We start from the raw sequence: 22,042 nt of genomic DNA, 5'->3' as shown, positions 1-22,042 counted from the left end.
GCGTGGATGCTCTCATTGGCCTACCGGTACTAATAAGCGTCCGTCGCGCTAAAAAGCAAAGCAGGAGCAGCCGAGTACGCCCCAGAACGCCTGCTCATCGGCAACCGGAATCGCCGATTTGCGCGCAATATCATGCTGATGCCCATGTACGCCGCAGCTGCCGCAGCACTGGTGCATCTGAACTATCGCGCCGATATTCGCGGCCGTCGGCGGCGCGGAACGGTAATGGCCCGGAACTTTCACCACCGGCGACCACTCGGGCAGCACCGGAATGGGCGGCGGCGCCAGCGGCGAAAAGTGTCCCGCCGCGTACACCACCTTGCCGTCCACCACCGTCAGCACCGACTCGATCCCCTTGATTTCCTCTTCCGCGACGCTGAAGTAGTCTTTCGACAGCACCACAAGGTCGGCAAGCTGGCCTTGCTCAATGCGCCCTTTCTTGCCCTGCTCGCTGGAAAACCACGCGCTTCCCGCCGTCCACAGTTCCAGCGCCACGTCGCGCGGCAGGCGGTTGCTGTCGTCGTACATCGCCATCCCGCCGACGGTACGCCCTGATACCAGCCAGTAAAGCGCGGTCCACGGATTGTAGCTCGCCACGCGGGTGGCATCCGTCCCCAGACCCACCGGAACCTCCAGTTCGAGCATTTTCGCGACCGGCGGCGTATGTTTGACCGCGTCTTTACCGTAGCGGTCGACAAAATATTCGCCCTGGAAAGCCATACGGTGCTGCACGGCAATGCCGCCGCCCAGCGCTTTAACGCGTTCGATATTGCGCTCGGTGATGGTTTCCGCGTGATCGAAGAACCAGTGCAGCCCGTTGAACGGAATATCGCGATTCACCTTCTCGAAGACGTCGAGCATCCGGCTGATGGATTCATCATAGGTGGCGTGCAGACGGAACGGCCAGCGGTGTTCAACCAGATGGCGCACCACCCGCTCCAGCTCATCTTCCATCCCTTCCGGCAGATCCGGACGCGGCTGGAGGAAGTCTTCGAAATCCGCCGCCGAGAAAACCAGCATCTCCCCGGCGCCGTTGGCGCGGTAAAAATCGGTGCCCTGTCCCGGCTTGAGCATATCGGTCCAGCGCTCAAAATCTTCCAGCTCCTGCTTAGGCCGCTGGGTAAACAGGTTATAGGCGATACGTACGGTCATCTGCTCTTTGGCGTGCAGCTGTTCAATAATTTCATAATCTTCCGGGTAGTTCTGGAAACCGCCCCCGGCATCAATAGCGCTGGTCAGCCCCAGACGATTAAGCTCGCGCATAAACTGCCGCGTTGAGTTGACCTGAAGTTCCAGCGGCAGCTTCGGCCCTTTGGCCAGCGTCGAGTAGAGGATCATCGCATTGGGTTTGGCGATCAGCATCCCGGTCGGGTTGCCGTTACCGTCACGAACGATCTCGCCGCCCGCCGGATCCGGGGTCTCTTTGGTGTAGCCCACCGCCTTCAGCGCCGCGCGGTTTAGCAATGCGCGATCGTACAGATGCAGGACAAATACCGGCGTATCCGGCGCCGCATCGTTAAGCTCCTCCAGCGTCGGCATCCGCCGTTCGGCGAACTGGAACTCGCTCCAGCCGCCGACCACCCGCACCCACTGCGGCGACGGCGTGCGGTCGGCCTGATCTTTTAGCATCCGCAGCGCGTCCGCCAGCGAGGGAACCCCCTCCCAGCGCAGCTCCAGATTGTAGTTCAGACCGCCGCGGATCAGGTGCAGGTGGGAGTCGTTCAGGCCGGGGATCGCCGTATGGCCTTTGAGATCGATAATTTGCGTCCCGTCCGCGGCAAAGCTCATGATCCGATCGTGGCTACCGACGGCGAGAATTTTACCGTCAGCGATCGCCACCGCATCGGCCACGGGATTTTGACGATCGAGAGTATGAACCCGACCGTGGGTCAGGATCAGTGTGGCAGTTTGCGACATAACGCACTCCTTCAGGAGGCTGGCTCAGTTTTTCTTTAACCAGCCAGCAAACAGACGGGTCACGATGGGCATCCAGAACCAGACCACCAGCGCGACCACACAGGCATCATTGATCAGATGCAGCAACAGGCTTCCCTTCAGCGAGGGCAACAGTATTCCGGTTATTGACGGCACCAGGTTAGTACTGGGGAAAATCACCAGCAGGGTAATTAAAAATTGCTTCCAGCGTCGCGGCTGGCGCACGTTCGCCGCGGGCGGCGTAAACCAGAAGGCCGGTTCAGTCCGGACTTCGGTACGATCGCCTTCGCTCAGCAGCGGCGCAATTTCCGCCACCAGCTGGCGGCGGGTCTCCGACTGGGTCCAGGCGTAAAGATGCTCAATGGTGTCGAAGCGAATAATCACGCTCCATAAATTCTGCCCGGGGGCCGGACGAATGACGTTTGCGCCAAGATGGCCGGGAAACTCTGCCGCAATCGGCATAATTTTGCCCAGCCACGCTTCATACCGCTGGCCATGCTCCGGGTCGAGCATATGGCTGATCACCAGGGTCACCGATTTCTGTTGCGCCATTAAGAGTTCCTTGCTTCAGGGAATGGCGGGTTGTCCGCCGCCATTCGCTATACATGACCATACACAAAATCATTCACGCTGCGTCGAGGCGGCAAGGTTGTTCGTCCCCGGGAGCTGACATGAGTCAGTGACCGGGGCGGGCAGACGAAGCCAACAAAGAGGCAGCTTGAAGGATGAAGTGTATTTAAGCTTTACGCTCTGGCGCGCCGTGCACCATGGTATAAGCGTAATCCACGCCCATCCCGTAGGCGCCGCTGTGCTCGCGCACCAGGTCCATCACCGCGTCATACGTCTCTTTACGCGACCAGTCGCGCTGGTACTCCAGCAGCACCTGCTGCCAGGTTACCGGCACCGCGCCGGCCTGTACCATACGGTCAATGGAGCGTTCGTGGGCATCAACCGAGGTGCCGCCGGAGGTATCGGTCACCACGTAAACTTCATAGCCCGCATCCAGCGCCATCAGCGCCGGGAAAGTGAGGCAGACTTCCGTCCACAGTGCGGAAATAATCAGTTTCTTGCGTCCGGTCGCCTTTACCGCTTCAACAAAAGCCGCGTCTTCCCAGGAATTCATTGAGGTACGTTCAATAGGTTTCACATCAGGATGTACGGCCAGCAGTTCCGGCCAGATATAGCCGCTGAAGCTTTTGGTTTCTACTGAGGTATAAATCACCGGAACATTAAAAATTTTGCCCGCTTTGGCTAAGGCCACCGTATTATTTTTCAGGGTCTGACGGTCAATATTGGCCACGCCAAAAGACATTTGCGGCTGGTGGTCAATAAAAATAAGCGCTGAGTTTGAGGGATCGATCAGTTCACGAATAGACATAACATATCCGGTAATGGTGCCAACTTACTGATTTAGTGTATGATGGTGTTTTTGAGGTGCTCCAGTGGCTTCTGTTTCTATCAGCTGTCCCTCCTGTTCAGCTACTGAAGGCGTGGTGCGTAACGGTAAAAGCACTGCCGGACATCAGCGCTATCTCTGCTCTCACTGCCGTAAAACATGGCAGCTACAGTTCACTTACACCGCCTCTCAGCCCGGTACACACCAGAAAATTATTGATATGGCCATGAATGGCGTCGGATGTCGCGCCAGTGCACGCATTATGGGCGTTGGCCTCAACACGATTTTACGACACTTAAAAAACTCAGGCCGCAGTCGGTAAACTCACGCATACAACCGGGCAGTGACGTCATTGTTTGCGCGGAAATGGACGAACAGTGGGGTTACGTCGGCGCTAAATCACGCCAGCGCTGGTTGTTTTACGCGTATGACAGGATACGGAGGACGGTTGTGGCGCACGTATTCGGTGAACGCACGTTGGCCACGCTGGAGCGTCTTCTTGGCCTGCTGTCGGCCTTTGAGGTCGTGGTATGGATGACGGATGGCTGGCCGCTTTATGAATCACGCCTGAAGGGAGAACTGCACGTTATCAGCAAGCGATATACGCAGCGCATTGAGCGGCATAACCTGAATCTGAGGCAGCATCTGGCAAGGCTGGGCAGGAAGTCACTGTCGTTCTCAAAATCGGTGGAGCTGCATGACAAAGTCATCGGGCATTATCTGAACATAAAACACTATCAGTAAGTTGGAGTCATTACCACATATCCTGTTAATCAATGAGTTAAAAAGATACTACCGTTTCCGTTGTGCTGTCTGGATCCTGACTGATAAAGCATGGTGAGTATAGTCAGTAATTTCTAACGAGTTATTAAAGATTTTTTTCTGATTTATTTCCAAAGCGAAAGTTATGACTATTCGATTAACCATTACAAGATGGGCGAAATTATGTTTATCAAATTTTTACGGTTAACCGTTCTAAATTATTCACTGGAATTGAACAGGGCGCTCCGGTAAAACGGGGGCACTCTTTTTTACCGGAAGCTGACGCATGCGCCTGAACCTTGATGTCCTGTTGATTCTCGACGCGCTGGACAAACATGGCTCTTTTGCCACCGCCGCAGAATCGCTATTTAAAACCCCTGCCGCGCTGAGCTACATGATTCAAAAGCTGGAAAACGATCTGAATATCACTCTGTTGGATCGCTCCGGGCACCGGGCAAAATTTACCGATACGGGCAGAATGATGCTGGAGAAAGGCCGATTGCTGCTGAATGCCGCCAAAGATCTGGAAAAGCAGGCGGTGCAGCTCAGCGCCGGTTGGGAACGGGATCTGGCAATCGCCCTGGATGACTCTTTCCCGTTTAGCGCGCTGCTGCCGCTGATCGACGCGTTCTACGCCCAGCATCCGCAAACCCGCCTTAACTTTACCCACCATACTCTTGCGGGCTCGTGGGAAGAGCTCACCCACAACGGCGCGGATATTATTCTCGGGGCGATCAATGAACCGCCGACCTCCGCCGAATGGTCGTGGAAAATGCTCGGCGCCATGGACAATATTTTCGTCATCGCGCCGGGGCATCCGCTGGCGGAAACAACCCAACCGCTGACCAACAAGCAGCTCAGCCTGCATCGCGCGGTGGTCATCAGCGACAGCGCCCGCTACTGCCATCCGCTCAACAGCAACCTGCTCGACGAGCAGCCGCAAATCCGCGTCGATGATTTCGCCAGTAAAGTCGAACTCTTGCGCGCCGGGCTGGGCTGCGGCTTTTTACCGCGCCACATTGCCCGGCCGTGGCTGGAAAAAGGCGAGCTGGTCGAAAAGGCCGTCATCTCCTGCCGCGAGAAAGATATCACCTATATGGCCTGGCGCAGCGGCAACGACGGGCTGGCCCAGCGCTGGTGGCGCGAGGCCATTTTGCAAAGTGAAAGCCTGAGCCAGCTCTACGACTAGCGGCTAAACCAGACGCTGGCGGAGATCGCCGGTAGCGTCAGCACGCCGTCGTGTAGCGCCCCGGCGCCCTCTTTCAGCTGCCAGCCGTTGACATCGAGCAGCGGCGAATCCTCCACCACCACCTCGCAGGCTTCGCCGCGGTTGATCGCCACCAGCACGCGCTGCTGTTTATAGACGCGCACGAACACCACCACGTTATCTTCGGCATAAATCACCTGACAGCCGCCGTAGCGCAGCGCCTGATTGGCCTTACGCAGCTTGCTCATCCGCTTGTACAGTTCGAGCAGAGCGCCATCCTGCAAAGCCGGATCCCACGGGAACGGCTTACGGCAGAACGGATCGTTATTGCCATCCACGCCCACTTCATCGCCGTAGTAAATGCACGGCACGCCCGGCCAGCTAAATAGCCACACTACCGCCAGCGGCAGGCGGGCAACATCTTTGCCGAGCAGAGACTTAAAGCGCGCGGTATCGTGGCTATCGAGCTGGTTAAACATCCGCAGCTGCTGCTGGTGCGACAGTCCGGCGCGATAGTTATCCATCCACGCCATACAGGTCTGCGCATCGATTTTCTGCGGATCGTAGGAGATATCGGTGTTCGCGAGAAAGCCCCACAGCGGAAAGGTAAAGCCGCGGTAGTTCATCGCCGAGTCTTCAACGTCGGCCTGTAGCCACTGGCGCGCGTCGCCGAAATGCTCACCGAACACGAAAGCGTCCGGCCGCTCCAGCTTCGCCGCCTGGGTAATGCCGGCGATATGGCGCAGGTTATTGCGCGCCCCGCCCTCTTCGCCCAGCATATGCACCACATCCAGGCGCCAGCCGTCCATGCTCCATGGCGCTTTCAGCCAGTGGCGCACGATACTATCTTCCCCGCCATAGATTTCATCGATCAGCGTCGACGACCGGTAGTCCAGCTTAGGCAAGCTGGCGTATCCCAACCAGTCGTGGGCAACGCCCTCGGGGGAAAAATTATACCAGTCGCGCCACGGCGAATCGGCGTTATGGCAGGCGCCGCCGCTACCGCGCTGGTGGCGGTCGAACCAGGCATGCGAATCGCCGCTATGGTTGAACACGCCATCGAGGATCAGACGCATTCCCTCTTTTTGCGTATGGTGGCGCAGGCGCAGCAGCGCCGCATCGCCGCCAAACTGCGGATCAACGCGACGATAATCCTCGGTATCATATTTATGCACGCTGGGGGCGACAAATACCGGATTCAGGTACAGCGCCGTTACGCCAAGCTGCTTCAGGTACGGCAGCCGCTCGCTGATACCATCGAGATCGCCGCCGTAAAAGGTGGAGCCGCCCGCCTCGGCGGTTAGCGGTTCATCCCACGCTTTGCGTACGATGTCGTGACCGGCGGCGTGATGGTAATAAATCGCATCCTTTCCCGCTTCGCGAGACTCGCTGCGGGCAAAACGGTCAGGGAAGATTTGATAAAATACCTGATCGGCTACCCATTGCGGTCCGCTGTCCGGCAGATCGACCGCAAACTGCTCCAGCCTCGCCGGCGGAAAGCGGTTGAACCCCTGCGGCGTGAACCACAGCTGGCGGTCGGCCCACAGCAGCTTGAAGCTGTAGCGGCGACGCGGCTGCCCGTTAACGAGGCTGATTTCCCCGCGCCACGCCACCACGCCCGGATGCGGCTCCTGCCGCAGGCGGTGCATCGGCAGCGACAGCTCTTCGTTATCCTCTTCCGCGCGCAGCGTGACCCGCGGCGGCAGATCGTCGCCGCTTAACCATAGCGTAATAATCAGTCGTTCCTGCTGTTCCTTAATAAACGGAGCAACCGGGAGGTGCCATGCCTTCAACATCATTATTCCTCTCTTTGCAGAATGGGCACACCTTGCCACAGCGTACTGGCGTATGACTCATCATCGGCAGAATTATTGGGGGAGGATGGCGGGGGTGGAGGGATAGCTTGCCGGATAGCCCGTGCGTATCCGGCAAGAAGAGAACGAAAATGACTAGGCTTTCGCCAGTTTTCGCTCGCGGCGGGTTTTAAACTGCCAGCCAATCAGCAGCAGGAGAATCCACGCAAAGCCAACGTACAGCGAGATGCGGGTATCAGGATGGTAGCCGATCAGACCGATAATAAAGACCAGGAACAGCAGGCCAATCACCGTGGTCGCGACACCGCCAGGCACCCTGAACTTCAGCGCCTTCGCCTCTTCCGGCGGCAGGCGGCGACGGAAGGCGATCTGCGACAGCAGGATCATAATCCACACCCAGACGGTGGCGAAGGTCGCCAGCGAGGCGATCACCAGGAAGACGTTCTCCGGCATAATGTAGTTAAGATAGACCGCGAACAGCAGGGCAATCGTCATCACCGTCACCGTCACCCACGGCACCCCGCGACGGGAGGTTTTCGCGAACATCTTCGGTGCGCTGCCCTGTTCCGCCATGCCGTGCAGCATACGCCCCACGCCAAAGACGTCGGAGTTAATCGCCGACAGCGAAGCGGTCAGCACCACAAAGTTCAGGATGCTGGCGGCAAAAGTGATGCCGAGATGCTGGAAGGTCAGTACGAACGGGCTGCCGTTGGTCCCCACCTGGTTCCACGGATAGATAGACATAATCACAAACAGCGTCCCGACGTAAAACACCAGGATACGCATCGGCACCGAGTTAATGGCGCGCGGAATGGATTTCTCCGGATCTTTCGCTTCGCCGGCGGTGATACCGATGATTTCGATCCCGCCGTAGGCGAACATTACCATCTGCAGCGACATCACCATCCCCAGCCAGCCGTTGCTGAAGAAGCCGCCGTTGCTCCAGAGGTTGTGGATACCCGTCGGCTGCCCGCCGTTGCCAATACCCCAGATAATGATGCCGAAACCGGCGAGGATCATGATGATAATCGTGGCGACTTTGAAGAAGGAGAACCAGAACTCCAGCTCGCCGAAGACCTTCACGCTCATCAGGTTGACGGCGCAGATAATCAGCACCACGCTGAGTACCCAGATCCAGTGCGGTACCGCCGGGAACCAGACGCCCATATAGATACCGAAGGCCGTGACGTCGGCGATGGCGACAATCAGAATTTCGAAACAGTAGGTCCAGCCGGTGATATAGCCCGCCAGCGGGCCAAGATAATCCTGCGCGTAGCGCGAGAATGAACTGGCGGCCGGGTTATGCACCGACATCTCGCCCAGCGCGCGCATGATAATGTAGGCCGCGGCGCCGCCGATAATATAAGCCAACAGAACGCTCGGCCCCGCCATTTTAATCGCGTCAGCCGAACCATAGAAAAGGCCGGTACCGATTGCCGACCCCAGCGCCATAAAGCGAATATGCCGGGTACTTAGCCCGCGCTTAAGCTTGTTACTACTTTCCATCGTGTTCCATGCCGTTTTTCTCCTCTGGCCTTCGCGGGGGCAAAGAACAAAGGAGGGTGACCAAAAAAACAAAAAACCACGGGACCTGAAGTCCCGTGGTTAAACACCTGTGTAAAGCGTCGGTTAGTGCGCGCTGGATGTCACCTGACGTCCCGCTGCGCGATCCCAGATAACCGCCAGCACCACCATAACGGCGGTTGGCATCAGCCAGGCCAGGCCCTGCTCCGCCAGCGGCAGACGCGCGGTCCAGGACGGCATCATCTCTGCAAACGCCGACGCTTTAATGCCGTCAATGATACCAAACATCAGGCTGATAAACATTGCCGGGGCGATAACGCGGGACGAATTATGCCACCAACCGCGGGTAAAGCTTAATACAACCAGTGCGATACACGGCGGATAGATAGCCGTCAGCACCGGAATCGAAATCTGAATCAGGTGGCTCAGGCCGAGGTTGGAGACCGCCATCGAAAACAGGCCGAGGATAAACACCAGCGTACGGTAGGAGAACGGCAGATACTGGGCAAAGAACTCCGCGCAGGCGCAGGTCAGGCCCACCGCCGTCACCAGACAGGCGATAAAGATCAGCGCCGCCAGCAGGAAGCTTCCCGCGCCGCCGAAGGTGTGCTGGACGTAAGCATGCAGAATCGCCGCGCCGTTAGCGGACTGCTCCACCAGCGTGCCGCTATCGGAACCTAAACGGAACAGCGCCAGGTACAGCAGCGTCAGGCCCACGCCGGCCATCAGGCCAGCCCAGACGGTGTAGCGGGTCAGCAGGCGGGCTTCGGTCACGCCGCGAGAACGCGCGGCGTTGACAATCACGATACCAAAGACCATTGCCCCGAGGGTGTCCATGGTCAGATAGCCGTTGACGAAGCCGTTAGAGAACGGCGCGGTGCGGTAGGCTTCCATCGCGTGGCTCAGCGGACCGGCAGGCCAGACGATTGCCGCCACGGCGAGAATAATCAGGGCGATAATTTTCAGCGGCGCGAGGAAATTCCCCACGGTGTCCAGCAGCTTGCCCGGGTAGAGCGAAACGAGGATCACCAGCGCAAAATAGATAATGCTGTAAATCAGCAGCGGCAGCGGGCCGTCGCCGGTCAGCGGCGCAATCCCCACCTCAAAAGAGACGGTCGCGGTACGCGGGGTCGCGAACAGCGGCCCTACGGCCAGATAGCAGACGACCGCCAGCAGGATACCGGCGACTTTACCAATCGGCGTGCTCAGGCTCTCTACGCCGCCGCCGACTTTTGCCAGCGCCACGACCGTTAGCACCGGCAGACCCACGGCGGTAATCAGAAAGCCAATGGCCGCGCTCCAGACGTGTTCGCCGGCCTGTAAGCCAACCATTGGGGGGAAGATAATATTGCCTGCGCCGACAAACAGCGCGAAGGTCATAAAGCCCAACGCTATGATGTCGCGAGATTTTAACTGATGGGTCATAAATTCATTACAGCCTGTGGATGTGGTGTTGTAAAAACGGATAAATACCGCGCCTTTCCCCTGGGGATGATACAGCGGCCATTGTCAGTAAACTCAGCGGGATATGCTCCCAAAGCGGCGTGGAAAAGAATTGTTTTTTGAATTACCACGCAAAAACAGTCTGTCTGCGACCGTAGGGGGGCAATTTAAACGCTTATAACGTTTTAAAGCAAGGAGGGATCGCAAAAGCAGATGATTATGCTAACTCTATTTTGATGCGTAGAATTATTTACCTGATGGATAGAAAACATCTGGCTTATCATGCGAACAAAAAAGCAGCGAGCGTTCGTTAATTACGCAGCTGTGATTGCGCTGCAAAGGAAAATGACCAGCCGAAGCTGGTCATTGGCAAGTTATTCTGACACCCGGCCGCTCGGGCTCAATTTTTGGCAATTAAACGTTCCGGTAACAGGAAGCTAAAGCGGGTGCCTTTCCCCAGCGTACTCTCAATTTCGAGGCGGCTATCGTGATGGCTGACGGCGTGTTTGACGATCGCCAGCCCCAGACCGCTGCCGCCGGTCTGTCTTGAACGCGCTTTATCCACCCGGTAGAAACGCTCGGTCAGACGCGGAATATGTTCCGGCGCGATGCCCGGCCCGTTATCTTCGACGCTGAACAACGCTCCGTGCGGCGCGCGCTGCCAGCTTACGGTAATGTCCGTTCCCGGCGGCGTATGGTTGACCGCGTTATAGACCAGGTTGGAAATGGCGCTGCGCAGCTGTTCTTCATTACCCAGTACTTTCAGCGATTCATCGACCGAAAAATGCAGCACCTGCCTCTGCTGGCTTAGCGTTTGCGCCTCGCGCTCGACCACCCGCAGCATCATCGGCACATCGATTTTATCGTTCATCGCCAGTACCGGCGCGGCTTCGATTCGCGACAGCGTCAGCAGTTGCTTAACCAGGCCTTCCATGCGCTGGGTTTGTTCACGCATGGTGTGCAATGCTTTTTCGCGCGTTCCCCCTTCCAGCACCTGCTCCTGCATCATCTCCAGATACCCCTGCAGCACCGTCAACGGCGTGCGCAGTTCGTGGCTGACGTTGGCGAAAAAGTTTCGCCGCGCCCCTTCCAGCTGGTGCATCTGCGTGACATCGCGCGCCACCATCAGCAGCTGTTTATCGCTATAGGGCATCACGCGAATTTCAAGATGACGGCCGTTATTCAGCACCAGATTGAGCGGTTTGGAAAAATCGCGGTATTTCAGATAATTGGCAAATTCAGGGTAGCGCAAGAGGTTAAGGATGTTCTGCCCGTTATCGTCAGGCCAGCGCAGATTCAGGATCTGCTGGGCCAGACCGTTGCACCAGAACATCACCCCTTCTTCGGTGGTCAGCACCACCGCATCCGGCAGAGACTCCGCCCCGCTGCGAAAGCGCTTAATCAGGCTTCCCAGCTCACGGCGGCGCTTTTTATTACGCATCTGCATCTGGTGCAGTCCGTAAAGCAGCGGCTCCCAGCTGCCGCTGCCCGGCGGCGGCGTCATGCTGCGATCAACCCACAGCCACCACGACAGGCGCATCAGATTCCAGAAATGCCAGACAAGAAGACCGGTCACTGCCGCCAATAAAAACCACGGCAGGTAACCTAAAAACGCCCCGAGGATCAGGGCCGGGATACAACACAAGAAAAGCTCAAGCGCCAGCCTTTTCCATGACAGCCGTTCCAGCACGGTTCACACTCCTGTCAGCATTCAGAAACGGGCGGAGAAACGATATCCCGTACCGCGAACCGTTTGTACCATCCGGTCATGGCCGCTATGTTCCAGCGCTTTGCGCAGACGGCGAATATGCACGTCTACCGTTCTGTCTTCGACATAAACGTTGGTTCCCCAGACGTGATTCAGCAGCTGTTCGCGGCTATAGACTCGCTCCGGGTGCGTCATGAAGAAGTGGAGTAATTTAAACTCCGTAGGCCCCATATCCAGCGGATTTTCGCCGGTCATGACGCGATGCGAAGAGGGGTCGAGGCTCAGCCCCTGCATTTCAATCACCTCCTCCACCGCCATCGGCGAAATGCGCCGCATCACGGCTTTAATTCGCGCCACCAGCTCTTTCGGGGAAAACGGCTTAGTGATGTAGTCATCGGCGCCGGTCTCCAGGCCGCGGACGCGATCTTCCTCTTCGCCGCGGGCGGTCAGCATCACCACCGGAATATCACGGGTCATCGCTTCACGCTTGAGCTGTTTAATAAACTGCAGACCCGACCCGCCCGGCAGCATCCAGTCAAGGAGGATCAAATCAGGCCAGGGTTCATTGAGCTGATTGACCGCGCTGTCAAAATCTTCCGCCTCGACGGGCTGAAAGCCGTTTTGCTCCAGAACAAAGCAAACCATTTCGCGGATTGGAGCTTCATCTTCAACGACCAGAATTCTTCTCGCCATTATTTACCCTGTATTTTTTAGCCATCAGTATAGAAGTGCGCGGCCATTATGCGTCAGATTTATGACAGATTTATGAAAAAAATGACCGCCAGATGAACGCGGATTTCGAATTGTGACACGGACTTAACTCACCCAAAAGCAGCGTTATCCCCTCAATAATTCAGGTTTCACTCCCCACAAGTACAGGTAACCAGGTGGCTGGACGTAGCCAACGCATAAGCAACTTGAAGGATGACGGGTATATAATGCCGCTTACGCTTTTTCTCCAGGGAACAACTATGCGCATCCTTCACACCTCTGACTGGCACCTTGGGCAAAATTTTTACAGCAAAAGTCGCGCCGCCGAACATCAGGCGTTTCTCGACTGGCTGCTGGCCAGCGCGCAGGAACATGATGTCGATGCCATTATTGTTGCGGGCGATATTTTTGATACCGGCTCACCGCCGAGCTACGCGCGCGAGCTGTATAACCGCTTTGTCGTTCAGCTGCAGCAGACCCGCTGCCGGCTGGTGGTGCTGGCGGGAAACCACGATTCGGTTGCCACCCTCAACGAGTCGCGAGACATTCTCGCCTTCCTGAATACGACGGTGGTGGCCAATGCCGGCCACGCCCCTTTTATCCTGCCGCTGCGCGACGGTACGCCGGGGGCGATTTTTTGTCCGGTACCGTTCCTGCGCCCGCGTGAGCTGGTGACCAGCCAGGCCGGGCACTCTGGCGGCGAAAAGCAGCAGCTGCTGCTCAGCGCCATCAGCGACTACTACCAGCAGCAGTACCAGCTGGCCTGCGAACTGCGCGGCGACCGGGCGCTGCCGATTATCGCCAGCGGCCATTTAACCACCGTCGGCGCCAGCAAAAGCGACGCGGTTCGCGAAATCTATATCGGTACGCTGGACGCCTTCCCGGCGAGCCGTTTTCCGCCCGCCGACTATATCGCGCTCGGCCACATTCACCGGGCGCAGGTGGTCGGCGGCTGCGAACATATCCGCTACAGCGGTTCGCCCATCCCGCTGAGCTTTGACGAAACCGGGAAAAATAAGAGCGTCAATCTGGTCACTTTCGCTAACGGCTGCCTGACGGACGTCACGCCGCTTATCGTCCCCGTCACCCAGCCGCTGGCGGTCCTGAAGGGCGATTTCGCCAGCATTAGCGCACAGCTAAACCAATGGCAGAATAACGACCAGCAGCCCTCAGCGTGGCTGGATATCGAAGTCACCAGCGACGAATATATGCATGATATCCAACGTAAAATCCAGGCGCAGACCGAAACGCTGCCGGTAGAAGTGCTGCTGGTGCGCCGCAGCCGCGCCCAGCGCGATCGCATTCTGGCCGGCGCTCAGCGCGAGACCCTCAGCGAACTGCAGGTGGAGGACGTCTTCGCCCGCCGTCTGGCGCTGGAAACGCTGGAAGCAACGCAGCAGCAGCGCCTGGAACAGCTCTTTAATGAAACGCTGCATAGTCTGAACGGTGAGGATCGCCTGTGAAAATACTCAGCTTACGCCTGAAAAACCTCAACTCACTCAAAGGCGAATGGAAAATTGATTTCACCGCTGAGCCCTTCGCCAGCAACGGACTGTTCGCGATAACCGGGCCAACCGGCGCCGGAAAAACCACCCTGCTGGATGCAATCTGTCTGGCGCTGTATCACGAAACCCCGCGCCTGAGCAGCGTGTCGCAATCGCAGAACGATCTGATGACCCGCGACACCGCCGAATGCCTGGCGGAAGTGGAGTTTGAGGTAAAAGGCATCGCCTACCGCGCCTTCTGGAGCCAGAACCGGGCGCGAAACCAGCCGGACGGCAACCTGCAGGTTCCGCGCGTCGAGCTGGCGCGCTGCGAGGACGGCAAGATCCTCGCCGATAAGGTCAAAGATAAGCTGGAACTGACCGCCTCGCTCACCGGCCTGGACTATGGCCGCTTCACCCGCTCGATGCTGCTGTCGCAGGGGCAGTTCGCCGCCTTCCTGAACGCGAAACCGAAAGAGCGCGCCGAGCTGCTGGAGGAGCTGACCGGCACCGAGATTTACGGCCAGATTTCGGCACAGGTCTTTGAAAAGCATAAGCAGGCCCGCGTCGAGCTGGAGAAAATTCAGGCCCAGGCCTCCGGCGTGCTGCTGCTGAGCGACGAACAGCAGCAGGCGCTCCAACAAAGTTTGCAAGCGCTTACTGATGAAGAAAAACAGCAGGTTAGCGAACAAACCCGCCTGCAAAATGCCCGTCAGTGGCTGGTACGCGGCGCAGAGCTGACGGCAGAAGATCGGCAGGCTCAAACCGCGCTACGCGAAGCGCAGGCTGCGCTGGAGCAGGCGCAACCGCAGCTTACCGTATTGCTGAATGCCCAGCCCGCGGAGCAGCTACGCCCGCAGTGGACGCGTCAACAGGAGCAAACCGCCGCGCTGGCGCAAACCCGCAATCTGAGAGAAGAAGTAAATACTCGCTTACATGAACGACTGCGGCTGCGGGCGGGGATTCGCCTCGCCGCCCGGCAGCAATCTGAACGCCTGCAGAACCACCAGCAAACGCTCGCCGCATGGCTAAAAGAGCACGACCGCTACCAGCGATGGGGCAATGCGCTGGCGGGCTGGCGGGCCGCTTTCCAGCAGCAGGCCCGCGATACGCAGCAGCAAGCCGCTCTGCAGCAGCGTCTGGCGGAAACCAGCCGCCGGCTGGGCGAACTGCCGCCCGACGGGCTGGCGCTGGATGCTGAGCAGGTCAGCGCCAGCCTCGCGCAGCACGCCGCGGCGCGCGCTCTGCGCCAGCAGCTCGCGGCCCTGCATGGCCAGCTGCAGCCGCTGAGCCAGCGATTATCACAGCTTCATGCCGCCGGGCAGGCCAGTAAGCAGGAGCAGGAGCGGCTGGAAACCACCCTGGCCCAGCGCCGTCAGGCCTATAAAGAGAAGAATCAGCAGTTTAGCGATGTCAAAGCCCTGTGCGAAATGGAAGCGCGCATTGCCGGCCTGGAGGCCGAACGAGCCCGCCTGCAGCCCGGTTCCCCCTGTCCGCTCTGCGGTTCCGCGCAGCATCCGGCCGTCGCCGAGTATCAGGCGCTGGTTCCCGGCGTAAATCAGGCGCGGCGCGATGCGCTTGAGCGCGAAGTCAAACAGCTGGCGGAGGCCGGCGCCCTGGTACGCGGCGAGCTGGACGCCCTGCTTAAGCAGCAGCAGAAAGAGGCCACCGAGAAAGCATCGCTTCTGCAGCAGGAGCAAGCGCTTACCTCACGCTGGCAGGCGACAATCGCCGGATTAAATATCGACCTGACGCCAAAGGATGACATTCCCGGCTGGCTAAACGCGCAGCAGGAGCATGAACAGCGGCTGTATCAGCATCAGCAGCGTCTGGCCTGGCAGGCCCAGCAGCAGGAGTGCCAGCAGCAGCTCCAGCAGCTCCAGCAGGAACAAGCGCAGCGCAGCGCCGCGCTGGCGGCTGAACTGGCCGCATTTGCGCTGAGTTTACCGGCAGCAGAGCAGGCCGCAGGCTGGCTGGCGCAGCGGGAAGACGAGACCCGCGGCTGGCAGGCCAAACAGAACGAACTGATCGCCCTGCAGGAACAGCTTCAGCAGTTGACCCCGCTGCTGGAGTCCTTGCCGGAAACGGACTTAGCGGCGGAACCCGCGCCGCTGGACGGCTGGCGCCAGGTGCACGACGACTGCCTCGCGCTTCAGAGCCAGTGGCAAACCCTGGGGCAGCAGGAGAGCCAGCAGCAGGCTCAGTTGAAAGAGAGCGAAGCGCAGTTCAGCGCGGCGCTGGCCGCCAGCCCATTCGCTGACCAGCAGGCGTTTCTCGCCGCGCTGCTCGATGAGGAGGCGCGCCGGCGCCTTGAACGCCTGAAGCAGACGCTGGAAAGTACGCTACAGCAGAATCAGGCGCTGGCGATGCGGGCCCGCGAGGCGCTGGATAGCCACCGCCAGCAGCCGCCGGCGGAAACGGATATCAGCCAGCCTCTTGAGCGGGTACAGGAACAGCTTCAGCAGCTGACGACGCTGCTGCGGGAAAACAGCGCCCGTCAGGGAGAGATTCGCCAGCAGCTGAAGCAGAATGCAGAAAACCAGCAGCGTCAGCAGTCGTTACGCCAGCAGATGGAACGCGCTGCGCAGGAAGTGGAAGACTGGGGATGGCTGAACGCGCTTATCGGCTCCAGAGAGGGCGATAAATTCCGTAAGTTTGCGCAAGGCCTGACGCTGGATAACCTGGTGTGGCTGGCCAACCATCAGCTCAACCGCCTGCACGGCCGCTATCTGCTGCAACGCAAAGCCAGCGACGCCCTGGAGCTGGAAGTGGTCGATACCTGGCAGGCGGACGCGGTGCGCGACACCCGGACGCTGTCCGGCGGCGAGAGCTTCCTCGTGAGCCTCGCGCTGGCGCTGGCGCTCTCCGATCTGGTGAGCCATAAAACGCGGATAGACTCGCTGTTTCTCGATGAGGGCTTCGGCACTCTGGACAGCGAAACCCTGGATACCGCGCTGGATGCGCTGGACGCGCTCAACGCCAGCGGCAAGATTATCGGCGTCATCAGCCACGTTGAGGCGATGAAAGAGCGCATTCCTGTGCAAATTAAAGTTAAAAAAATCAACGGGCTGGGCTATAGCCGTCTCGATAAAGCTTTCGCCGTCGAATAAATTTCCCCCTCCGCACCTGTCTTCAAGCCTCTCCCCCACGGGAGAGGTCGCGCCGTTGCCCGGGCTCAGCATTCACGATAAATCTTGATATTGCACGAATTTGCATGATAAGTTTAAACTCATTGCTTTAACGATGAGCCTCAGGCGAAATCATGCATAAAATTCGTGATTATTATTTTAACCACATCATTTCGTGCAAAAACGTGCATTCATAACTTTTTCTGAGGGCGTGCTGCTGCCTCCGGCAGCATCGTCCCATCCCCTCTGGCCCATTAAGAAGGTCTTAACCATGAAAAGCTTACTTATTTTGATTGCCGGCCCGGTACGCAGCGGCACCCACAATCGCGCGGAACTTATCGACGCTAACCTGAACAATATGGCCCAGGTTGCGCTACGCGTTTACCAGAAAGGCCATATCCCCGTGGTCGGCGAATGGCTGGCTCTGCCCATCGCCAAAGCTGCGGGTTCAACGGAAATTGGCGATGCGATTAGCGAGGAATATCTCTATCCGGTCGCTCACCGTGTCATTAGCCGCTGCGACGCTATATTGCGCATGCCGGGCGAATCCCGGGGAGCGGATCTGGATATTGAGGAGGGTAAAAAAAGGGGGCTGCCGATTTACTACAGCCTGGAGGAGATCCCGGACCGGTAATCCGCGGGGTACCCGCTGCGCCGTTCAGGCCGCGCAGCGGTTGATGATTACAGCGGCCACAGCCAGGCCGCGCCGCGCACGCCGCTGGAGTCCCCGTGCGCCGCCCGGCGAATCGGCGTCTCGCATTCACCGCCGAATACCCATGGTTTTAGCAGATTCGGCACCGTCTGGTAGAGACGGTCAACGTTGCTCATTCCGCCGCCAAGCACAATAACGTCCGGATCGAGGATGTTAACCACGTGAGCCAACGACTTCGCCAACCGCAGCTCATAGCGGCTCAGCGCCAGCTCCGCCACCGGATCCCGCTCGCCCACACGCTGCATAATCTCGCTGCCTTTTAGCGAATGACCGCTTAACCGCCGGTAATCGGTCGCAAAGCCGGTACCGGAGATAAAGGTTTCAATACAGCCCTGCTTGCCGCAGTAGCACGGTACTTCAGCGCGATAGCGAAGTTCATCTTCATCCATCCACGGCAGCGGGTTGTGCCCCCACTCGCCCGCCGTACCGTTGCCGCCAATATGGGCGCGTCCGTTAAGGGCCACGCCTGAACCGCAGCCGGTGCCGATAATCACCGCAAATACCGTTTGCGCCCCGGCCGCCGCGCCGTCTACCGCTTCCGACACCGCGAGGCAGTTGGCATCGTTGGCCAGACGCACTTCCCGTTGCAGACGCTGGCTAAGGTCTTTATCAAACGGCTGACCGTTGAGCCAGGTTGAGTTAGCGTTTTTGACCACGCCGGTATAGGGCGAAATCGACCCGGGGATGCCGATGCCGACCGTGCCGCTCTGCCCGGTAGCCTGCTCGGCCATCTCGACCAGCGAGGCTATCGTCTCTATCGTCTGGCGATAATCGCCCCCTGGCGTAGGCAGGCGATGACGAAATAGCTGCGCTCCCTGGTCGCTCAGCGCGATGACTTCCGTTTTGGTTCCGCCTAAATCAATGCCAATGCGCACTGTGAATTCCTCTCCCGATTAACAATGCAAGCATAGCGACAATTCGCTATCATGCCCGCTGGATTTAACGACTAAGCCGTGGAAATTATCATGCTGTGGTTCAAAAATTTAATGGTTTATCGTCTCAGCCGCGACATTTCCCTGCGCGCCGAGGAGATGGAAAAACAGCTGGCCGAGCTGACCTTTACCCCTTGCGGCAGCCAGGATATGGCCAAAACCGGTTGGGTACCGCCGATGGGATCGCACAGCGATGCGCTGACGCATACGGCAAATGGCCAGATCGTTATCTGCGCGCGTAAAGAAGAGAAGATCCTGCCGTCTCCGGTGATCAAACAGGCGCTGGAAGCAAAGATCTTCAAGCTGGAAGCCGAGCAGGGCCGTAAGCTGAAAAAAACCGAAAAAGATTCTCTGAAAGATGAAGTGCTGCATTCCCTGCTGCCGCGCGCCTTCAGCCGCTTCAGCCAGACCATGATGTGGATCGATACCGTCAACGGGTTGATCATGGTGGACTGCGCCAGCGCCAAAAAAGCGGAAGATACGCTGGCGCTGCTGCGTAAAACCCTGGGCTCGCTGCCGGTTGTTCCGCTGGCGCTGGAAACCCCGATCGAACTGACGCTGACCGAGTGGGTGCGTTCCGGTACCGTAGCTCAGGGCTTCCAGCTGCTGGATGAAGCCGAGCTGAAAGCGATGCTGGAAGACGGCGGCGTGATCCGCGCGAAAAAACAGGATCTGGTGAGCGACGAGATCGCCGTGCACATTGAAGCCGGTAAGGTCGTCACCAAGCTGGCGCTCGACTGGCAGCAGCGCATTCAGTTCTTAATGTGCGATGATGGTTCGATTAAACGCCTGAAGTTCTGCGACGAACTGCGCGATCAGAATGAAGATATCGATCGGGAAGATTTCGCCCAGCGTTTTGACGCGGACTTTATTCTGATGACCGGCGAGCTGGCCGCGCTGATTCAGAATCTGGTGGAAGGGTTAGGCGGCGAAGCGCAGCGCTAATCTCGTGAATTCCTTCCTGCCAGCGCAGGAAGGAAACGAACATTACAGGTAGCGGCACAGATAAGAGGTCGGCTCAGCCACCTGCAGATTAAACTCGCTATTCCCCGGAACGTTGAATACTTCCCCGGCGGCATAGACTTTCCACTCGGTCTCTCCCGGCAGAAGTACGTTCAGCGCGCCGCTGACTACGGTCATCTCTTCCGGCTGCGCGGTACCAAAGGTATATTCCCCTTCCGCCATCACGCCCACGCTCGCACGACCGGTGCTGCTGCTGGTGAAGCCGATTGATTTTACTTTTCCGTCAAAGTATTCATTGCTTTGAAGCATAAACTCGCCCTTATGATCTTGTGTTGAAGGCACAATATAGGGGGCGCTCCTTGCCCCTGTCACGTAAAATTAACGCGTTACATCAGGTTAAACTAATAGTTCTGCCGCCAGCCGTGAAACCAGCACATTTGACAACAGAACCGGAATATCCAGCGCCTTTTGTAATATGTCGCGATGCTGCTGGTGGTAGCAAAGGCAATCCAGCATTAATACGTCTGCGCCCTGTTCAATCAACTCCCTGCCCGCGGCGATTAACTCCTCTTTATCGCCGCTCACCGGATTGGAAATGGCGTAAAACGGAGTATTTTCTAATACCTGCCATTTATTCCGCTGCAGCGGCAAAATCTCTTCAACCGGAACAATCACCCCCACCTGATGGCCGTCGACAATCGACGCGACCAGCGGCGGAATAATTCTTTGCGGCTCAAGCAGGATCGCATTATTCGCCGTAAATCCGCTAAAGGGATGAGTGCTCATGAGTAAAATAAGGTCGTAATTTTGTTTATCGAGCATCGCAATGACGCTACGTAAATCACGCTCAACCTTCTGCCGTGAGACCTGCGCAATTTGATTATCGTTAAGCAAGGTCAATAGCATCTCATCGCCGGGCTCTATGCTGTAGTCCCGCATAACGTCTTCGCGCGTCATTTTGCCGAGCAGGCTAATGTGGGCGATCTCGTCTTCCCTGATATGTTCAGTTAAAAGCGGCAGCATCTCCGCCACGGGTACGACCCCAATGGTCAAGATTGCCATCGATGCACTACTCATATCGTTTACCTTTTCACAACCGCTGTTTCAAAACAGGCTTTTATTTACAACTTCTGCCCCCTGGTGACCCAAAGCAACCGTCGAGAAGCGTAGCAGGTTACGGCTGATATGGAATGTAAAGATTCCAGAAGCGTCAAAAACGCTCCTGAAAATCCGTACCTTAGGTAATCATTAGTACCGTTAATAGATTAAAAATGTGATACATGTCCGGTAGCGATCTTTTCAGAACGAATCCCGGACATTTAAGAGGAATTAAGACTTATCAGGATCTTCGTAACGCCGTTTGGCGTCCAGCGCTTCCTGTTCTGTAGGATGTTCGCTGATGAGTGAGTTTGGCGTCGGGTGATCGGCGCGCAGTTCATACCAGGTGACCGTTTGGCCCTGCGGGCCCTTTTCAACGGCGACAACACGCGCTTCCCTTGGATATGGAGGTCTGGTCGGCATAGCGTTTCCTTTTTTTACCTTAAGAGCTTTAAAGTATAGGCGCTGCCGATCCGTTTACCCCAGGCAAAGTCTTAACTGGTATAGGTCTCGCCGCAGACGGTGGTCATAATCTGTTCTACGACCTCATCCGGCGTGGCGGTCGCATTAATAATATGATGCGCGGCCGCGCGATACAGCGCTTCCCTCTGCGCCAGCACCTCACCCACTTCATCGCGGATGGGCTTTCCGGTCAGCGTAGGGCGCTGTTCCGCCTTCGGATAGGCTTCAAGGCGGTCAATCAGCGCGGAAACCGAGGCCTCGAGATAGATAACGATGCCATTTTCCCGCATAAACTGTCGGTTGTATTCGCTGAGGATAATGCCGCCGCCGGTGGCGATGATCGTCGCGGGTTGAGCGACGCGTTCTAAAGCCTGCGTTTCCAGTGCACGAAAGCGTTCCCAGCCTTCCTGCTGGACGATAGCCGCTACCGTGCGCTGCTCATGCTCCTGCAGCTCATGGTCCGTGTCGGCGAACTTAAAGCTGCGAGCTTTCGCCAGCGCGTGTCCGATGGTCGTTTTACCGCAGCCGCGAGGCCCGACAAGAAATATTAGCTGTGTCATTACCGAAGACCCCTTGGTTCCGCATTTTGCGGATAAATGAAAGCGAAAAGAGAAACAATGGTACCGCAAACTTACCCGACGCAAATCGTAAAATAAACGTTACACACCATCTGCAAACCCTTTCACCTTAGTATTAGAAAGGACATTTAATGTAAACTTATCATTGCATTTGGTGTTATGCCAGCTTTACTTTTGTACAGAAG

The 22,042-nt window shown here is 57.5% G+C and carries 19 protein-coding genes; 6 read left to right on the top strand and 13 right to left on the bottom strand.

Features of this window, described 5'->3' with window-relative positions:
* Positions 1-48 precede the first annotated feature (48 nt).
* The 3 genes from MKleb_RS06005 to MKleb_RS05995 all read right to left on the bottom strand — a co-directional run bounded on the left by MKleb_RS06005 (position 49) and on the right by MKleb_RS05995 (position 3,313).
* Positions 49-1,917 (bottom strand): amidohydrolase, encoded by a 1,869-nt coding sequence (locus tag MKleb_RS06005; protein WP_025107188.1) that lies wholly within the window; start codon positions 1,915-1,917, stop codon positions 49-51.
* Positions 1,918-1,941: 24 nt separating this feature from the next.
* Positions 1,942-2,487 (bottom strand): antibiotic biosynthesis monooxygenase, encoded by a 546-nt coding sequence (locus MKleb_RS06000; protein ID WP_025107189.1) that lies wholly within the window; start codon positions 2,485-2,487, stop codon positions 1,942-1,944.
* A gap of 184 nt (positions 2,488-2,671) precedes the next feature.
* Positions 2,672-3,313 carry a hydrolase gene (locus MKleb_RS05995; RefSeq protein WP_004848179.1) on the bottom strand — a complete coding sequence of 214 codons (642 nt, stop codon included), beginning with the start codon at positions 3,311-3,313 and terminating at the stop codon, positions 2,672-2,674.
* A 64-nt stretch (positions 3,314-3,377) separates the two neighbouring features.
* Here MKleb_RS05995 and MKleb_RS05990 point away from each other — a divergent pair.
* Both MKleb_RS05990 and MKleb_RS05985 read left to right on the top strand, forming a co-directional pair.
* A protein-coding gene (locus MKleb_RS05990) for an IS1 family transposase (protein WP_223274117.1) occupies positions 3,378-4,075 on the top strand; the annotation gives its coding sequence in 2 pieces (ribosomal slippage) (positions 3,378-3,627 and positions 3,627-4,075; 699 coding nt in all).
* A gap of 304 nt (positions 4,076-4,379) precedes the next feature.
* Positions 4,380-5,282: a LysR family transcriptional regulator gene (locus MKleb_RS05985; protein ID WP_014228151.1), complete on the top strand. Its 903-nt coding sequence runs from the start codon at positions 4,380-4,382 to the stop codon at positions 5,280-5,282.
* Here the strand turns inward: MKleb_RS05985 and malZ are convergent.
* From malZ to phoB, 5 genes are all read right to left on the bottom strand, one after another.
* The gene (gene malZ, locus MKleb_RS05980; protein WP_217076746.1) at positions 5,279-7,096 is read right to left on the bottom strand and encodes a maltodextrin glucosidase; all 1,818 of its coding nucleotides are present in this window, start codon (positions 7,094-7,096) and stop codon (positions 5,279-5,281) included. The two genes, MKleb_RS05985 and malZ, sit on opposite strands and share 4 nt — an antisense overlap.
* A gap of 153 nt (positions 7,097-7,249) precedes the next feature.
* Positions 7,250-8,620 carry a proline-specific permease ProY gene (proY, locus tag MKleb_RS05975; RefSeq protein ID WP_014228149.1) on the bottom strand — a complete coding sequence of 457 codons (1,371 nt, stop codon included), beginning with the start codon at positions 8,618-8,620 and terminating at the stop codon, positions 7,250-7,252.
* 123 nt (positions 8,621-8,743) lie between these two features.
* On the bottom strand, positions 8,744-10,063 hold the full coding sequence (gene brnQ / locus MKleb_RS05970) for a branched-chain amino acid transporter carrier protein BrnQ (protein ID WP_025107191.1): 1,320 nt from the start codon (positions 10,061-10,063) through the stop codon (positions 8,744-8,746).
* Positions 10,064-10,481: 418 nt separating this feature from the next.
* Complete coding sequence (phoR, locus tag MKleb_RS05965) at positions 10,482-11,771, bottom strand: phosphate regulon sensor histidine kinase PhoR (RefSeq protein ID WP_004848171.1); 1,290 nt, start codon at positions 11,769-11,771, stop codon at positions 10,482-10,484.
* Between the two features lie 21 nt (positions 11,772-11,792).
* Positions 11,793-12,482 carry a phosphate response regulator transcription factor PhoB gene (phoB, locus tag MKleb_RS05960; RefSeq protein ID WP_004099401.1) on the bottom strand — a complete coding sequence of 230 codons (690 nt, stop codon included), beginning with the start codon at positions 12,480-12,482 and terminating at the stop codon, positions 11,793-11,795.
* A 278-nt stretch (positions 12,483-12,760) separates the two neighbouring features.
* On the opposite strand from phoB, the gene sbcD reads away from it, so the two are divergent.
* The 3 genes from sbcD to MKleb_RS05945 all read left to right on the top strand — a co-directional run bounded on the left by sbcD (position 12,761) and on the right by MKleb_RS05945 (position 17,746).
* The gene (gene sbcD, locus MKleb_RS05955; protein WP_014228147.1) at positions 12,761-13,963 is read left to right on the top strand and encodes an exonuclease subunit SbcD; all 1,203 of its coding nucleotides are present in this window, start codon (positions 12,761-12,763) and stop codon (positions 13,961-13,963) included.
* The gene (gene sbcC / locus MKleb_RS05950; RefSeq protein ID WP_025107192.1) at positions 13,960-17,094 is read left to right on the top strand and encodes an exonuclease subunit SbcC; all 3,135 of its coding nucleotides are present in this window, start codon (positions 13,960-13,962) and stop codon (positions 17,092-17,094) included. The genes sbcD and sbcC overlap by 4 nt, the downstream gene beginning before the upstream one ends.
* A gap of 289 nt (positions 17,095-17,383) precedes the next feature.
* On the top strand, positions 17,384-17,746 hold the full coding sequence (locus MKleb_RS05945) for a TIR domain-containing protein (protein WP_025107193.1): 363 nt from the start codon (positions 17,384-17,386) through the stop codon (positions 17,744-17,746).
* A 47-nt stretch (positions 17,747-17,793) separates the two neighbouring features.
* Here the strand turns inward: MKleb_RS05945 and mak are convergent, their stop codons facing one another.
* Entirely contained in the window at positions 17,794-18,699 is a 906-nt protein-coding gene (gene mak, locus MKleb_RS05940) for a fructokinase (protein WP_025107194.1), read from the bottom strand.
* A gap of 90 nt (positions 18,700-18,789) precedes the next feature.
* Here mak and rdgC point away from each other — a divergent pair, with 90 nt between their 5' ends.
* A complete protein-coding gene (gene rdgC / locus MKleb_RS05935; protein ID WP_004099396.1) occupies positions 18,790-19,701 on the top strand; it encodes a recombination-associated protein RdgC in 912 nt (303 codons plus the stop codon).
* Between the two features lie 42 nt (positions 19,702-19,743).
* Here rdgC and ppnP read toward each other — a convergent pair whose 3' ends face one another.
* The 4 genes from ppnP to aroL all read right to left on the bottom strand — a co-directional run bounded on the left by ppnP (position 19,744) and on the right by aroL (position 21,839).
* A complete protein-coding gene (gene ppnP / locus MKleb_RS05930; RefSeq protein WP_004099395.1) occupies positions 19,744-20,028 on the bottom strand; it encodes a pyrimidine/purine nucleoside phosphorylase in 285 nt (94 codons plus the stop codon).
* A gap of 87 nt (positions 20,029-20,115) precedes the next feature.
* A complete protein-coding gene (locus MKleb_RS05925) occupies positions 20,116-20,796 on the bottom strand; it encodes an AroM family protein (protein WP_196587662.1) in 681 nt (226 codons plus the stop codon).
* A gap of 252 nt (positions 20,797-21,048) precedes the next feature.
* Entirely contained in the window at positions 21,049-21,240 is a 192-nt protein-coding gene (locus tag MKleb_RS05920) for a YaiA family protein (protein ID WP_004129622.1), read from the bottom strand.
* A 71-nt stretch (positions 21,241-21,311) separates the two neighbouring features.
* Positions 21,312-21,839, bottom strand: coding sequence for a shikimate kinase AroL (gene aroL / locus MKleb_RS05915; RefSeq protein WP_004848163.1), 528 nt, complete (start codon positions 21,837-21,839; stop codon positions 21,312-21,314).
* Between the last annotated feature and the right edge of the window lie 203 nt (positions 21,840-22,042).

Origin of the sequence: Klebsiella sp. PL-2018, from assembly GCF_019048985.1 — a bacterium.
Taxonomy (GTDB): Bacteria; Pseudomonadota; Gammaproteobacteria; order Enterobacterales; family Enterobacteriaceae; genus Klebsiella; species Klebsiella michiganensis.
The sequence above is the reverse complement of the archived record's forward strand: the minus strand, read 5'-3'. Positions and strand labels throughout refer to the sequence as shown.

Coding starts and splice junctions, on each gene's coding strand:
- rdgC (WP_004099396.1), top strand. CDS start 18,790: ATGCTGTGGTTCAAAAATTTAATGGTTTATCGTCTCAGCCGCGACATT.
- ppnP (WP_004099395.1), bottom strand. CDS start 20,028: ATGCTTCAAAGCAATGAATACTTTGACGGAAAAGTAAAATCAATCGGC.
- proY (WP_014228149.1), bottom strand. CDS start 8,620: ATGGAAAGTAGTAACAAGCTTAAGCGCGGGCTAAGTACCCGGCATATT.
- MKleb_RS05920 (WP_004129622.1), bottom strand. CDS start 21,240: ATGCCGACCAGACCTCCATATCCAAGGGAAGCGCGTGTTGTCGCCGTT.
- MKleb_RS05985 (WP_014228151.1), top strand. CDS start 4,380: ATGCGCCTGAACCTTGATGTCCTGTTGATTCTCGACGCGCTGGACAAA.
- malZ (WP_217076746.1), bottom strand. CDS start 7,096: ATGTTGAAGGCATGGCACCTCCCGGTTGCTCCGTTTATTAAGGAACAG.
- MKleb_RS06000 (WP_025107189.1), bottom strand. CDS start 2,487: ATGGCGCAACAGAAATCGGTGACCCTGGTGATCAGCCATATGCTCGAC.
- phoB (WP_004099401.1), bottom strand. CDS start 12,482: ATGGCGAGAAGAATTCTGGTCGTTGAAGATGAAGCTCCAATCCGCGAA.
- MKleb_RS05945 (WP_025107193.1), top strand. CDS start 17,384: ATGAAAAGCTTACTTATTTTGATTGCCGGCCCGGTACGCAGCGGCACC.
- sbcD (WP_014228147.1), top strand. CDS start 12,761: ATGCGCATCCTTCACACCTCTGACTGGCACCTTGGGCAAAATTTTTAC.
- MKleb_RS06005 (WP_025107188.1), bottom strand. CDS start 1,917: ATGTCGCAAACTGCCACACTGATCCTGACCCACGGTCGGGTTCATACT.
- MKleb_RS05995 (WP_004848179.1), bottom strand. CDS start 3,313: ATGTCTATTCGTGAACTGATCGATCCCTCAAACTCAGCGCTTATTTTT.
- aroL (WP_004848163.1), bottom strand. CDS start 21,839: ATGACACAGCTAATATTTCTTGTCGGGCCTCGCGGCTGCGGTAAAACG.
- brnQ (WP_025107191.1), bottom strand. CDS start 10,063: ATGACCCATCAGTTAAAATCTCGCGACATCATAGCGTTGGGCTTTATG.
- MKleb_RS05925 (WP_196587662.1), bottom strand. CDS start 20,796: ATGAGTAGTGCATCGATGGCAATCTTGACCATTGGGGTCGTACCCGTG.